This window comes from Exiguobacterium aestuarii, from assembly GCF_020171655.1.
In the GTDB taxonomy this organism is placed as follows: domain Bacteria; phylum Bacillota; class Bacilli; order Exiguobacteriales; family Exiguobacteriaceae; genus Exiguobacterium; species Exiguobacterium aestuarii_A.
Map to the genome: position 1 here is coordinate 234788 of NZ_JAIVAC010000002.1, position 14408 is coordinate 249195.

The window sequence follows — 14408 nt, forward strand, 5'->3', positions numbered from 1 at the left end:
ATTGCATGTTAGAAGCAGCGATTAAACAACAGCTCGACCAATATCTCCAGCTCATGGAGGGCGATGTCGTCCTCCGTGTGAGTGCTGGGGAAGACAAAGTCTCAAACGAGATGCTCGAGCTCGTCAGAGAACTCGCCAGCATGTCATCACGCATCTCGGTCGAACGCGCGACACTCGAGCGTACACCGAGCTTCAGCGTGAATCGTCCGTCTGAAGAAACAGGAATCGTCTTCGCGGGGATTCCACTCGGACATGAGTTCACATCACTCGTCCTCGCCCTCCTCCAAGTGAGTGGGCGTGCACCGAAAGTTGATGCGGACACGATCAAACAGATCCAAAATATCGAAGGCACGTATCACTTCGAGTCATACATCAGCCTCAGCTGCCACAACTGTCCTGACGTCGTGCAAGCGCTAAACGTCATGAGCGTCCTCAACCCGAACATCACGCACACGATGATCGACGGAGCCGCGTTCAAGGATGAAGTGGAAGCGAAAGAGATCATGGCTGTCCCGACGGTCTTCTTGAACGGAGAATCGTTCGGTAACGGTCGGATGTCACTCGAAGAGATCTTAGCGAAACTCGGTACAGGTCCTGACGCTTCTGCGTTTTCGGACAAAGACCCGTATGACGTCCTCGTCGTAGGTGGCGGTCCAGCGGGTGCGAGCGCAGCCGTATACGCGGCTCGTAAAGGAATCCGTACCGGAATCATCGCAGAGCGCTTCGGCGGCCAAGTGATGGACACGATGGGCATCGAGAACTTCATCGGTACCGCTTATACAGAAGGTCCAAAGCTTGTCGCAAGTCTAGAAGAGCACGTCAAAGAGTACGGGATTGACGTCATGAACCTCCAACGCGCGAAGCGTCTTGAGAAAAATGACCTCGTCGAAATCGAACTCGAGAACGGCGCAGTCTTGAAGAGTAAGAGCGTCATCCTCTCAACCGGTGCACGCTGGCGTAACGTCAATGTCCCAGGTGAGGCGGAGTTCAAAAACAAAGGGGTCGCTTACTGCCCGCACTGTGACGGCCCTCTCTTCGAAGGGAAACGTGTCGCGGTCATCGGTGGCGGTAACTCTGGGATCGAAGCGGCCATCGACCTCGCAGGTATCGTCAAGCATGTAACGGTTCTCGAGTTCGCTCCTGAACTCAAGGCCGACCAAGTGCTTCAAGACCGTCTCCACAGCCTCCCGAACGTGACTGTCATCACGAACGCTCAGACGACAGAAATCACGGGTACGGACAAAGTGAACGGCATCTCGTATGTGTCTCGTGAGACGAACGAGTCACACCATGTCGAACTTGAAGGCGTCTTCGTCCAAATCGGCCTCGTCCCAAACACGGACTGGCTCGACTCGGTCGAACGCAACAACTTTGGGGAAATCGTTGTCGACCGTCATGGCGCGACGAACGTCCCAGGTGTGTTCGCGGCAGGAGATTGCACGAACAGCGCCTACAAACAAATCATCATCTCGATGGGTTCTGGTGCGACAGCCGCACTCGGCGCCTTCGACTACATGATTCGCAACTAATACAAAGACTCGCCCTCTATCATGAGAGCGAGTCTTTTTTACAGTTCAAACGTTTTCCCGGAGTCCGGGATGAACAAGACTGAGTCTCCACTCCCCGTCTCAAATCGGTAGCCCCTTCGAGGAGTAAATGGATTCCATTCTCCCCCAGTTGTCGGTACGCTTTCCATATACGTCACATCACTGTACGTTTTGTCCAACGCCTCTTCCGCTTCCGCTACCGAATAAGTCGGTACAGATAACACGATTCCGATACTGACGCTAATCACCCCAAACGCCACAACCCATCGAGTTGATGTCGGCTTTCGAAACTGGGTCATGACCAATAGCGTGATCATCCACCCAATCGGCACACCGAACGTTGCGGCTCCACCATATATCCGAACGTTCACTTCCATCAACATGACAATTACGATACCGCCAACTATCCACCACCACTTCATGAACATCACCTCCCCTTCATTATCCCAAAATCAGGAAAAGACTCAATTTCTTTTTTAGATTATTGACTACATTGATGTATGATGACTTATAGTGTATGATATACAGTATAAAGATGAACGAATGAAGGAGGCGAAAAAATGTCCGATGTCAAAGCCTCGTTGGTGACAGAGTTGCGTCGTGGTACGTTGACGATTGCGGTGCTCAGTCAGTTGAAGACACCACAGTATGGTTACTCGCTCGTCCAGGCATTACTTGATGCCGAAATCAACATTGATCAAAGCACGCTCTACCCGCTCTTGCGTCGACTTGAAAAACAAGGGCTCGTCACGAGTTCCTGGGATACGACGGAGAGTCGACCTCGAAAGTACTATGTGCTCAGCCCCGATGGAATGGCTATTTTGAATGAATTGTACGAAGAATGGATGAAGATGTCGAAAACGTTGACCCGTCTCATTGAAGGAGGAAATGATCATGAATCTTCGTGATGTGTATATCGATGAAGTCACTTCTCGAATCCCTGAATCGATGCGGCAAGATGTCGCCCTTGAATTGGAATCGACCATCGATGACATGACTGGAAATGACCCGTCTGAAACTGCCTTATTTGAAGCGTTGCGCGAACTCGGCGACCCTCATGTTCTCGCTGCTCGTTATGCGAATCGTCTCCTCCATCTCATCGGACCAGCTTTCTTCACACAGTACGTGAACATCATCAAGATTGTCTTACCGATTGCCGTCACGGTTGTCACCATTCTCTCCATCATCGGTTATTTGACCAATCCCATCGACGACACGTCTTGGAGTCAATTCTTGATTCAAGCATTCCTTCAAACCGGGGCTGCCATCTTCAATGTTGTCGTTCAAACGCTATTCTGGATTACCCTCACGTTCTTCATCATCGAACGGGCTGTACCTGAGGGCGAAGTCCCCTTCTCGAGTTGGAAACCTGAACAACTCAAGAAAGTAAAACCTCGTTCGACCTCAATCTCTCTTGGTTCAATCTTGTTTGATGTTGTCGTCACCGTTTTGATGGTCGTATTGTACGTCAACGCCGAACAGTTAATTCGCGTCGTCACGGATGGCGAATCCTATCCACTACTCAATTCGTCTGTCTTGAATCAATTCTTCCCATTTGTCATTGCTTTGGCCGTTTTCGGTATCGCGATTGCCATTTACAAATGGATCGTTCGACACTGGACGAAGCCGCTCGCCTTGTGGAACGCCCTCTTCAATGTGGTATGGATTGCCGTCACGGCACTCATTTTACTGCAACCTGATCTAATTTCGACCGAAGCGCTCTCTTTGATTGCTGAACAAACGAATATCGACATCGAAACGATCAGTCGCTGGGGTGTATGGAGTATTTTGTTCACGATCATTGTCGTGTGTATCCTCGATCTGGCCGAAGGGTTGATCAAAGCCTTTCGTCGTTGACCTCACATTCGAACGTTTCATTTCCGAGGAAAGTGGAATAGCGGAGAAGAGAACGGATTTTGAATGGGGAGGCATTTGATGGGTATTCCAACAATGAAGTTACATGATGGTTATGAGATTCCGGCCATTGGACTCGGAACGGTTTATTTAAAAGGTGAAGCAGGGGTCGACGCCATTACGTGCGCCATCCGAAACGGATATCGACTGATCGATTCGGCGATTCGTTATGATAATGAAGGTGCGGTCGGTGAGGCGGTTCGCCAATCTGGCATCCCGCGCGAACAACTTTTCTTAACATCAAAATTGCGCGCGCAATATTATGACTACGACCAGGCACTCGAGATGATTCGGGAGTCCCTATATCGGGCGAACCTCGACTATTGGGATTTGTTCCTCTTGCATTGGCCAAACCCGAAACAAGACAATTACGTCGAGGCGTGGCGTGCATTGATTCAGGCGAAGAAAAACGGATGGATCCGCTCCATCGGGGTATCGAACTTCATGCCGGAACATCTTGACCGTTTGATTGAAGAAACGGGAGAAACACCGGTCATCAACCAAATCGAGTTACACCCGTACTTCTCGCAAGTCGAGCAGCGTCAAGCCGATAAAGAACGCGGCATCATCACAGAGGCATGGAGCCCGCTCAGTCGCGCCCGTACGGTCATCCATGACGAGAAGATCACCGAACTTGCCAAACAAAAAGGCAAGAGTGTCTCTCAAGTTATCTTGCGCTGGCATATCCAGCTCGGTGTGATTCCGCTCGCCCGTTCATCTAGCGAGTTACACCAAAAAGAGAACCTCGATGTCTTCAACTTTGAATTGACCGACGAAGAGATGGAGACGCTCAATGCGTTGACGAAGCCGGATGGTCGCATCGATGACCAAGATCCAAGAGAATACGAAGAGTACTAAAAAAAGATTGAGCCGACAAAGGCTCAATCTTTTTTAGTTAAAACGCCGGAATGGCTGTTTCTTCATAATTTTCTTCTAAGAACGCACGGACTTCATCGCTCGTGAGGGCCTCACCGAGTTTTTGGATTGTTTCGTCGTCCTGGTTGTCTTCACGTGCGACAAGCGTGATTGCGAAGTCGTTCTCGACACCTTCTGTGAGGAGTGCGTCACTCTTCGGTGTCAAACCGAGCGGTGCTGCGTAAGCCGGTGTCATCAAGACCGCATCGACATCATCGTATGCACGAGCGAGCATCAACAAGTCGACTTCTTCAAAATTGAAGTTTTTCGGATTCGATGTGATATCAGCTTGTGTATAGTACGTGCCTTCTTTCTCTCCGAGTTCAATTACATCATGTTGTGCGAGAAGGGAGAGTGAACGGTCGATGTTCGATACGTCGTTGGCGATGGCGATGGTCGCGCCTTCCGGAATGTCTTCCATGTTGTCATAGTTTTTCGCGTATACGCCGTAGTTTGCGAAATAGATTGGTTCGATTGGAACGAGATTCGCATCATTGCTGCGGTTGAACTCTTCCATGTACGGGACGTGTTGGAAGAAGTTCGCATCGACTTCTTTCGCCGCAAGTGCCGAGTTCGGTTGGACGTTGTCTCCGAGGACGACGATTTCGAGTTCGATATTCTCTTCTGCGAGCTGTTCTTTCGCGATTTCAAGCATATCTGTCATCGGTGGGATGAGTGACGCGACTTTCAACGTCTGTGGTTCGTTCGATTGTTCTGTTTGTGTTTCTGTGTCGTTCCCGCATGCGGCGAGGACGAGTGTGAGCGAGGCAAGAAGTGCCATCAATTTTTTCATATTCATTTCCTACTTTCTGTTTAGCGTTTGTCGATGATTCGTGCCACGGTCGTGCCCGTGAACTGGATCAATTGCACGAAGACGAGCATGATGAGAATCATATAGAGCATGAGTTCTGTCTGGAACTGTTGATACCCGTAACGGATGGCAAAGTCACCGATGCCACCGCCCCCGACGACCCCCATGATCGTCGAGTACGAGATAAAGCTGATGATGGATGTCGTCAATCCGAGCACGAGACCGGATCTGGCTTCGACATAAAGAAACTTGAAGATGATATCTTTCACCGACGCCCCCATCGAAAGCGCCGCTTCAACGACTCCCCGCGGAACATCAATCAACGACTGTTCGACGAGGCGCGCATAATGCGCGATGGCGATGATGGAAAGTGGCACCGTCGCTGCCGCTGTTCCGATGGCCGTTCCGATGATAAGCCGTGTAAATGGAATCAAAAACACGACGAGTAACAAGAACGGGAAAGACCGGACAATGTTCACGACTAAGTTAAGGACGGAGAAGACGATTTGATTCTCTAACAATTGTCCTTTACGCGAAAGATAAAGCCACGTACCTAATGGAAGTCCAACTAGGATTGCAGCGAGAATCGATACCCCGACCATGATGAACGTCTCGGCGATGGACTGCCAAATCTCCGATTGATAGCGCAACAAGATGTCAGGCATTCGGTTCACCCTCCTTCCGTAACTGTTCGACGAACCAACTTGGGTTCTGATCGATGGCGACCACCCCTGTCGGCTCCCGTTCAATCGTCTCATGAACGGTACCGTCTGCCATGACGGTGACACGATGACAGATTTGACGAATGACATCCATCTCATGTGTGACGAGGACGACGGTGACGCCGAGTTTTTCATTGACTGACTGAAGGACACGCAGTACTTCCGCCGTCGTGTTCGGGTCGAGGGAAGAGGTCGGTTCATCGCACAGGAGCACGCTCGGTTCGCTTGCGAGTGCCCGAGCGATGGCGACCCGTTGCTTCTGTCCCCCACTCAACTGGGAAGGATATTTATCGCGGTACGCTTCGAGTCCAACGAACCGGAGACATTCCATCACGCGCGTCTCCCATGAGGATTTCGGCCGCTTGGCAAGCTTCAGTGAATCGAGGACGTTATCAAAGACGGTTTTATTCGCAACAAGATTAAATTGTTGAAAAATCATTCCAATCCGATGTCGCTTCTTGCGTAGTTCCCGATTAGAGAGTTCGGTCAACTGGTCGCCATCGACCGTGACGTTCCCGGTATCCGGTTTCTCCAACAAATTCATCAATCGAAGAAGCGTCGACTTCCCGGCACCGCTTGCGCCGATAATGCCGTAAATCTCACCTTTTCGAATATGAAGCGATACATCGCGAACGGCCATCTCTTGTCCATAACGCTTATGGACGGACGACAATGTGATCATGGCAGACATCCTTTCTACATCTCGTGAGTGAGTCAACCGTTTATCATTTTAGCGAAGTAAAGAGTTGATGTCAGTTCATGTGCTCACATGAAAAGAACCGCACTGCGGTTCAGAGTGGATGTCGTTTAAAATGTTCGGCGATGTGTCGCTTCATGGCGTCTCGATTTTCGGCGAAGATGCGATGGCGATGACCGTTCCCACCAGACGGATGTGGAAACCCACTCACCACACGTTCCTGATCCAAGAGCCCTCGCTCAACCAATAATTCCATAGCTCGCCTCACGTTCACGCCCATCGGTAGGATGAGTGCATCTTGAAGATGGGCCATCTCTTCTGCGAAGATTCCTTCTACGTATGGTCGAAACAGCTTTGTTCGAATCATATCCGGGCTCGATCCGTTATAGTTCTTGCCCTTATAAAAGACTGGATAAGGGAGGACCGCCGTGTTTTGAACGAGATGGTTCGCTGATCCAAACAAATCGAGGGAAGATTCGATTCCAAGATGATGATGTAACTCCAAATCGTCTAGCATCGTCACCAAGTTCTTTCGAATCGGACCGGAAAAACTGCCACGTTGTTTGACGGCTCGAAGCGCCTCTTCGTCCGTGGCATCTTCTAAGTCACGGATTGCTTCGAACGACTGACGCATTTGATACAAGCCTGGCGTGATTCCCGCGATGACGACTTTCGCCTTTGGATTGAAGTATTCAAACGGTGCGTAATAGATGTCGAGTTGTTTCTTTTCATCACGGTCTAACAAAAAGTCTTCACTTTTTAACGTCTCTTCTTCTAAATTTGATAACTGCAAAATTTTCGATTTGTACGTGTGAAATAACTCTGTCCGTGTCATGTAACTGACACTCCTTTCGTTTGCTTCCTTCATCTCTATTTCCCTAAATCTTCATGTGACAAAAGTTCATGTTTCAGACAAATGCTATCCAAAAATAAAGCGCTTTCATTCCATTTTTTGTGATATTCTGACGGTGTGATTCAGAGTGTTTTTAGGCAGATTCGCTAATTTCTCACAAGGAGTGTGTTCAAACATGAAAGCAGTCGTTGTCAATTCAGCAAGCAAAGCCAACGTTGAAGTCGTGGAAAAGGAAATTCGTCCATTACAATCTGGGGAAGCGCTCGTCGATGTCGAGTACTGTGGCGTTTGTCATACGGACCTTCACGTCGCGGCCGGTGACTTCGGGGATGTCCAAGGACGTGTGCTCGGTCATGAAGGGATTGGGATCGTGTCAAAAATCGCGGACGATGTCAAAAGTCTAAAAGTTGGCGACCGTGTCAGCATCGCCTGGATGTACCATGCGTGTGGTCGCTGCGAATATTGTACGACGGGACGCGAGACGTTCTGCCGAAACGTTCAAAATGCCGGCTATAGCGTTGACGGTGGCATGGCTGAGCAAAGTATCGTCGTGGCAGATTATGCCGTCAAAGTGCCAGAAGGCTTGGATCCTGCACAAGCCTCAAGTATCACATGTGCGGGCGTCACGACGTATAAGGCCATCAAAGTCGCGGACGTGAAGCCTGGGGAGACGGTCGTCATCTACGGTTGTGGTGGACTCGGCAACCTAGCCATCCAATATGCAAAACATGTTTTCAACGCGCACGTCATCGCTGTCGATTTGAACGACGACAAGCTAGAACTCGCTAAAGAGAGCGGCGCCGATTTGACGATCAACCCTTCGAACGAGGGAGATGCGGCGGACATCGTTCAAGAGAAGTTCGGCGGAGCACACGCCGCAGTCGTCACGGCCGTCTCAAAAGTTGCCTTCAATTCAGCGGTCAACGCCGTTCGAGCCTGCGGGAAAGTCGTAGCCGTCGGGCTTCCTTCTGAAACGATGGATTTGAACATCCCCCGTCTCGTTCTCGATGGGATTGAAGTTGTCGGGTCTCTCGTCGGGACACGTAAAGACCTAGAAGAGGCTTTCCAGTTCGGAGCCGAAGGACTCGTCGTCCCGGTCGTTCACAAGCGTTGCCTTCACGAAGTGCAAGACGTGTTCGAAGAGATGGAACAAGGGAAAATTCAGGGACGGATGGTCATCGATTTCAAAAATAAAGACTGCCAGTAAAAAACGAGGCCTTGTGCCTCGTTTTGTTCTAGATTGACGTTGACGGGGTATAGTTGCTTTTGTATAGTTAGGAACGTCTTAAAACCTGGAAACGAAAGAGGAGTGACTTGATTTGACTCCATCAACGTCAACACGTCTACTTGATTTACTGACAGAACGAAACGATCAAGTTCGACGCATAAGTGAACAATCCTGGAATGAGCAGAGTGACATCCACATCTCAAACTCTGAATGGTATATTCTTGCTACACTTTATCAAGCCAAGACGACCATTGCCGAGGTCACACGAGACGTCCATATCTCGCGGCAAGCGATTCATAAACTGATTAAGAATCTAGAAGGTAAGGCGCTCGTCCTCGTGACGGACCATCCGCAAAATCGAAAGGACAAATGCATCGAGCTGACCTCTCTCGGTCACACTTGTTATGAACAGAATGAGGCGCTCAAAGCGCAACTCGAGCAACGGATCCAAGAAAGCATCGGACAAGAGGCGTTCAATCAACTGAAAACCATTCTACGGATAGACTGGAAACTGTAATCGTGTCGGGTTCACTCGTCACGATTTTTATATGCACACCTTGCACCAAACGTCAACCGAGTTGACATTTCACCTTCTGAATGACTATGCTTATAGATAAGGAAGAGGTGATCGACTTGTTTAAAGCTGGAGACTTAATCATCTACTCGACCCATGGCGTATGTCGCATCGACGACATTTCGGACAAAACGGTCGCAGGAGAAACGAAATCGTACTATACGCTTCACCCCATCAACAACTCACAGAAGTTGCAGATTAGCATCCCGATCGATAATGACAATGTGATGATGTTGACGTTGCTCGAAGCAGACGAAGCATCAGAGATTTTAGAGTCGTTCCGCTCGCCTGGCGTTGAATGGAATCCGCATTCGAACAATCGCAATCGTGAATTTTTAAATGTTGTCCATTCAGGAAACCGTCACGAGATCGCTCAAGTCGTGAATACGTTGAGCCGTCGTCAAATCGAATCGCTACAGGCAAACAAAAAGCTGTACGAACAAGATCGTAAAATTTTAGAGAACGCCAAAACCATTTTGGTGAAAGAACTCTCGCTCGCTCTTGAACGTTCAGAGAGCGACATCGAACGTCAAATCGGTGAATACTTACATGAAAGCATGGCGACACTCACACCTTGACCCTTCCACGTGGAAGAGGTCTTTTTTTGTTCTGTCACAATAATATACTTATTTTTACAATTATGGGGTATCCTAATACAAATAACTCACACGATATAGGGAGGATGTTAGGATGCAACTGCACTCTAGTACGACCCATGTCACCGACACGCATGTGATTCGAGCCATCGAAAATAATTTGGCCATCATCCGATTCAATGAAGACAGACGCGTCGCCTACGTCAACGAGATTTTCGCCAGAACGATGGGCTATGAAGTCACTCAATTGATGGGACGACACCATCGTGACCTTTGCTTGCCGGAGTTTGCAAACAGTCCCCAGTATGACTTGTTTTGGCGGAAACTGATGCAAGGAGTCAGTTATCATGACAAAATCGAACGTCTTGCTGCAGATGGTCGAACGGTTTGGTTAGAAGCCACCTATATGCCTATTTTTGATGATACGAACAGACGTGTCATTGGTGTCTCTAAGATTGCAGCTGATATCACATCACGTCAACAGGATGTTCTCCATCTAGCAAACAACCTTCAAGAAACATCAGAGTACTTATCCGCACAGTCTAAGGTTGGTAAGCAGGACGGAGAACATGTGCTAGAAAATGTGAAACAAATTGAAGCAGAATCGATTCAAAACAGGGAACACCTTCTTGCACTCCAACAAGAGGCAAAGATGATCACGGACATCGTCCAAACGATTCGCGAAATCGCTGCCCAAACGAATTTGCTCGCACTCAATGCGGCCATCGAGGCGGCACGAGCAGGTGAGCATGGGCGCGGGTTCAATGTCGTCGCCACGGAAGTGCGTAATCTGTCGAATAAAGTGTCCCTCTCGATCACAGAAGTGAATCACAATATCGAAGGAATCGTCAAACGGATCGATGACGTGTCCACGAGCATCGGACGCATCTCTCACAAAGTGAAAGATAGCTCCGGACAACTCGAACAGACGGTCCGAGAGTTCGAGAAATTAGCGGATTCAGCAGCTACACTCGAACAACAGGCGAAGACGTTTCTTAAAATGGTATGACGCTAAAACCGTTCAAATGAAGCTGCGACAACGCGTCCTGCTTCGATTGAACGGTTTTTGTCAGTGTTCTTTAAACTGGTTCAATACATCATCTCTTAACTGTTGAAACGCATTGCCCTTCCGTCCATAGTATTTCAAGTGCTTCGTACAAAAGACGACGCCTCTCGCACCACAAGGATAGTTGATTGGAATGGGACCAAGGTCAATCCAGTCTTTGAGCCGATAAGACCGATTGTAAACCAATGGTGAAATTATCTTTTCAGACTTTAACCATTTCATCAAATCACGTGTCGCATCCAGACTATGCACGATGACGACAGGCGGGGCATGCTCAAGCATCAATTTACGAAACCATTCCTGACCAACTTTTTGAATTCGAGGCGACATCGCCTTTAATTGTTTCGCATTTTTCGTCGGATATGCATTGATATTCGTCTCCAATACTTCGATTTTCCCATTCGACTTCGTTTCTAAATGTTCTACCAGATGATTCAGTCCAATTCTCGTTTTTGAAAAAGGTTTCTTTCCTTTTTGTACGTTTTTCTGCTGAATGAACGTTAAAAACGATTCTCTGTCCGTGATTAAATCAATGTATCGTTTGACATCATAATTTACATCTATTTTCAAAATCGAAGATGCTGGATTGATTCCAACTACAAAGACATTCGGTTTCGACAATTTGTACTTGCTGACAAACGGTCGCAAATATTCTTTCGTAGTGATGCTCTCAACAAACTCTGTCAACCCGTCTTGATTCATGAGACACCGCTCCTTATTCATCTTCAATCTGTAGCGATTCTGCCGACGCCGTATTCGTGATTTTATGGTACTGCTCGAATTCATCTGTGACTTCTTCTAGATATTCAGGACCGACGAATAGCACGTTCGTCCCCTTCTCGACCAATATGAGAGGATACCCTTGAAATGTGACTGCATCAATCACATCCTGTACGTTCGATAGAATCAATGTATCTTGTGTAGGATGGAATAATCTCACTTCGTGGAGATCAAGCCATTGCAACACACGTTTGAATTCCCATGCTCCATCTAACGCTATGGAGACGAGCACATAGTGACCGTTCTGACGCATCAGCACAGCAAAACAATCAGCGAGTTGAATCGACTCTGTCTTCAGTTCCGTTGCATACTCCTCATAATTCGGAATGACACAATACTCGAAGTATTCATCGTATGTTCGCAGATGTTTTAGATAACGTGCATATTTTTTCTGCTCCCACTTACTCAGTTTAATCGGATCGATGACGTATCCCTCCTTTTCATATTCCTATTTTTGTAAATACCCATTTTTTTATTCTCCTTTTACAGTCCCAAAAGAAAAAGCGAGCATACGATTGTATACTCGCCTCATTCTCTTCAGTTGTGGACCATGTCCTTTTCTTCCAAACCGAGCGTGACCGCTGTCGATTCGTGAATCGTCTTGAACAGGTCCGGATGTTCCGAAAGTTTCAAGCCATATGACGGAACCATCTCTTTGATTTTCTCTTCCCACTCCGGTAACTGTTGCGGGAAGCACTGCTCGAGCACTTTCAACATGACATGAACAGCTGTCGATGCGCCTGGAGAAGCACCAAGAAGTGCCGCAACGGAACCATCTTCCGCGCTGACGACTTCTGTTCCGAACTGAAGTGTCCCTTTTCCTTGCGGTGTATCTTTTATGACCTGAACCCGTTGCCCGGCCACAACGATTTCCCAATCTTCGTTCTTGGCGTTCGGGATGAATTCACGAAGTTCATCCATGCGCTTGTCGTGTGACAAGAGCACCTGTTCGATCAAGTATTTCGTGAGCGGCATCTCTTTTGCCCCTGCCGCAAGCATCGTGATGAGGTTGTTTGGTTTGACCGAACGAATCAAATCCAAGTTCGATCCTGTTTTCAAGAACTTCGGCGTGAAGCCGGCGAACGGTCCGAATAACAACTCTTTTCGTCCATCGATAAAGCGTGTGTCGAGGTGCGGTACCGACATTGGTGGTGCCCCGACTTTCGCCTTTCCGTAGACCTTCGCGTGATGTTGCTCGATGACCTCACGATTTTTACAGACGAGGAAGAGTCCACTGACTGGGAACCCGCCGATTTGTTTCGACTCCGGAATCCCTGTCTTTTGTAAGAGTGGTAAACTTCCGCCACCGCCTCCGATGAAGAGAAACGGTGCCGTATGCGTCTCAATCTTGTTCGCAGACAAGTCTTTCACTTTCACTTCCCAAAGACCGTTATCGAGACGCTTCACGTCCTCGACGCTATGGCCGTAGTTGACCTCGACTCCGTTTGATGTGAGATGGTCAAACAACATCCGTGTCAACGCGCCGAAGTTCACGTCCGTCCCTGAATCGATTTTCGTCGCGGCAATCGGTTCGTCCGATGTCCGTCCGTCCATGATGAGCGGGAACCATTCCCGTAGCTGATTCGGATCGTCCGATAAGACCATGCCTTCAAATAACGGATTCGTTGTGAGCGCTTCCAAACGGCGTTTCAAGAAATCGACATTCTTTTCCCCTTGGACCATGCTCATATGTGGAATCGAACGAATGAAGGCACCCGGATTTTCAATCAATCCTTGCTTGACGAGATGTGCCCAAAACTGGCGTGAGATTTGGAATTGCTCGTTGACGTTGACCGCTTTGGAAATATCAATCGTCCCATCCGCGTTCTCCGTTGTATAGTTTAATTCGCAAAGTGCGGCATGTCCCGTACCTGCGTTATTCCATTCGTTTGAACTTTCTTCCCCTGCTGCATCGAGCTTTTCGAACACTTTGATGTTCCACTCCGGTACGAGCTCTTTAAAGAGTGAACCGAGCGTTGCGCTCATAATGCCTGCCCCAATTAAAATGACGTCTGTTCTCGTTTGCGTACTGCTCATGAAAACCCCATCCTTATCCCCTGAATTTTTTGTCATACAACCGAAGAATCCCCATTCCTCAATCATATATTTTATAATCGTTATACCGATTATAACTCTTTTGTGATGAATGATAAGGGTTATGTATGATTTTTTGTGCTGAAACTTTTTATGAAATTGTCATGATTCCTTGAAACGAAGGAGGTGTTCTTGTGAGACGCGGTCTAAGTTTTACAATCCCTAATCAATACCGTCATTTTTTACAAGATATTTTGACTCCTATCCCTCTCGACCAATATCAATGGAAGGTAATTGATGAGGAATCCTATGTTGTGAAAGATGAACAACTTGACTGTTTGTTGTTTCCGAAGTCGACCATTATCAATGGTCGACAACTCAATGAACGGATCACTCAACAACACTATTTGATTTTTGTTGATATAAAAGCGTTCCACTCTAATATGTCCTCGGAAATCGTAACGTATGAAGATTTTCTACATAGCACGTGCGAGTTTGTGCTACTTGTAACGGACAGTCAGTACGTGACGATATACTGTAAAGACCAAGAGATGCTCAACTCCCTCTACGAAAATGCTTTTTTGCATGAATTCGAAGAGATTGCATACATCACAAGTCATAATGACTCGATGACACGCTTATCTTGCTGGTAATTGAGCATTTCAAAAAGG

Annotated in this window: 17 protein-coding genes; 9 read left to right on the plus strand and 8 right to left on the minus strand. The window is 47.9% G+C overall.

Annotated features, from left to right (window positions below):
* Positions 1-5 precede the first annotated feature (5 nt).
* Positions 6-1529 carry an alkyl hydroperoxide reductase subunit F gene (gene ahpF, locus LCM29_RS12165; protein WP_224863105.1) on the plus strand — a complete coding sequence of 508 codons (1524 nt, stop codon included), beginning with the start codon at positions 6-8 and terminating at the stop codon, positions 1527-1529.
* Between the two features lie 38 nt (positions 1530-1567).
* Here the strand turns inward: ahpF and LCM29_RS12170 are convergent, their stop codons facing one another.
* Positions 1568-1969: a hypothetical protein gene (locus LCM29_RS12170; RefSeq protein ID WP_224863107.1), complete on the minus strand. Its 402-nt coding sequence runs from the start codon at positions 1967-1969 to the stop codon at positions 1568-1570.
* Between the two features lie 138 nt (positions 1970-2107).
* On the opposite strand from LCM29_RS12170, the gene LCM29_RS12175 reads away from it, so the two are divergent.
* The 3 genes from LCM29_RS12175 to LCM29_RS12185 all read left to right on the plus strand — a co-directional run bounded on the left by LCM29_RS12175 (position 2108) and on the right by LCM29_RS12185 (position 4319).
* Positions 2108-2455 carry a PadR family transcriptional regulator gene (locus LCM29_RS12175; protein ID WP_214696655.1) on the plus strand — a complete coding sequence of 116 codons (348 nt, stop codon included), beginning with the start codon at positions 2108-2110 and terminating at the stop codon, positions 2453-2455.
* Positions 2442-3404, plus strand: coding sequence for an HAAS signaling domain-containing protein (locus LCM29_RS12180; protein ID WP_224863109.1), 963 nt, complete (start codon positions 2442-2444; stop codon positions 3402-3404). Before LCM29_RS12175 ends, LCM29_RS12180 begins: the two co-directional genes overlap by 14 nt.
* A gap of 78 nt (positions 3405-3482) precedes the next feature.
* Positions 3483-4319, plus strand: a complete 837-nt coding sequence (locus tag LCM29_RS12185; RefSeq protein ID WP_224863111.1) for an aldo/keto reductase — start codon at positions 3483-3485, stop codon at positions 4317-4319.
* A gap of 37 nt (positions 4320-4356) precedes the next feature.
* Here the strand turns inward: LCM29_RS12185 and LCM29_RS12190 are convergent, their stop codons facing one another.
* The 4 genes from LCM29_RS12190 to LCM29_RS12205 all read right to left on the minus strand — a co-directional run bounded on the left by LCM29_RS12190 (position 4357) and on the right by LCM29_RS12205 (position 7441).
* Positions 4357-5169 (minus strand): MetQ/NlpA family ABC transporter substrate-binding protein, encoded by an 813-nt coding sequence (locus tag LCM29_RS12190; protein ID WP_224863113.1) that lies wholly within the window; start codon positions 5167-5169, stop codon positions 4357-4359.
* 20 nt (positions 5170-5189) lie between these two features.
* Positions 5190-5852, minus strand: a complete 663-nt coding sequence (locus LCM29_RS12195; RefSeq protein WP_224863115.1) for a methionine ABC transporter permease — start codon at positions 5850-5852, stop codon at positions 5190-5192.
* Entirely contained in the window at positions 5845-6591 is a 747-nt protein-coding gene (locus tag LCM29_RS12200) for a methionine ABC transporter ATP-binding protein (RefSeq protein ID WP_224863117.1), read from the minus strand. Before LCM29_RS12200 ends, LCM29_RS12195 begins: the two co-directional genes overlap by 8 nt.
* 109 nt (positions 6592-6700) lie before the next feature.
* A complete protein-coding gene (locus LCM29_RS12205; RefSeq protein ID WP_224863119.1) occupies positions 6701-7441 on the minus strand; it encodes a hypothetical protein in 741 nt (246 codons plus the stop codon).
* A 193-nt stretch (positions 7442-7634) separates the two neighbouring features.
* On the opposite strand from LCM29_RS12205, the gene adhP reads away from it, so the two are divergent.
* The 4 genes from adhP (at position 7635) to LCM29_RS12225 (ending at position 10866) form a co-directional block, all read left to right on the plus strand.
* Positions 7635-8666 (plus strand): alcohol dehydrogenase AdhP, encoded by a 1032-nt coding sequence (adhP, locus tag LCM29_RS12210; RefSeq protein WP_224863121.1) that lies wholly within the window; start codon positions 7635-7637, stop codon positions 8664-8666.
* Positions 8667-8778: 112 nt separating this feature from the next.
* The gene (locus tag LCM29_RS12215) at positions 8779-9204 is read left to right on the plus strand and encodes a MarR family winged helix-turn-helix transcriptional regulator (RefSeq protein WP_224863123.1); all 426 of its coding nucleotides are present in this window, start codon (positions 8779-8781) and stop codon (positions 9202-9204) included.
* 107 nt (positions 9205-9311) lie between these two features.
* A complete protein-coding gene (locus LCM29_RS12220) occupies positions 9312-9839 on the plus strand; it encodes a CarD family transcriptional regulator (protein WP_224863125.1) in 528 nt (175 codons plus the stop codon).
* A gap of 112 nt (positions 9840-9951) precedes the next feature.
* Positions 9952-10866: a methyl-accepting chemotaxis protein gene (locus LCM29_RS12225; RefSeq protein WP_224863127.1), complete on the plus strand. Its 915-nt coding sequence runs from the start codon at positions 9952-9954 to the stop codon at positions 10864-10866.
* Positions 10867-10926: 60 nt separating this feature from the next.
* On the opposite strand, the gene LCM29_RS12230 is transcribed toward LCM29_RS12225, so the two are convergent.
* The 3 genes from LCM29_RS12230 to LCM29_RS12240 form a co-directional block, all read right to left on the minus strand.
* A complete protein-coding gene (locus tag LCM29_RS12230; protein ID WP_224863129.1) occupies positions 10927-11625 on the minus strand; it encodes a hypothetical protein in 699 nt (232 codons plus the stop codon).
* Between the two features lie 13 nt (positions 11626-11638).
* A complete protein-coding gene (locus LCM29_RS12235) occupies positions 11639-11962 on the minus strand; it encodes a hypothetical protein (RefSeq protein ID WP_224863131.1) in 324 nt (107 codons plus the stop codon).
* 278 nt (positions 11963-12240) lie between these two features.
* Entirely contained in the window at positions 12241-13740 is a 1500-nt protein-coding gene (locus tag LCM29_RS12240; RefSeq protein ID WP_224863133.1) for a malate:quinone oxidoreductase, read from the minus strand.
* A 191-nt stretch (positions 13741-13931) separates the two neighbouring features.
* Between LCM29_RS12240 and LCM29_RS15325 the strand changes: the two genes are divergently transcribed.
* A complete protein-coding gene (locus LCM29_RS15325) occupies positions 13932-14390 on the plus strand; it encodes a DUF2691 family protein (RefSeq protein ID WP_214875962.1) in 459 nt (152 codons plus the stop codon).
* The last annotated feature ends 18 nt before the right edge of the window (positions 14391-14408 follow it).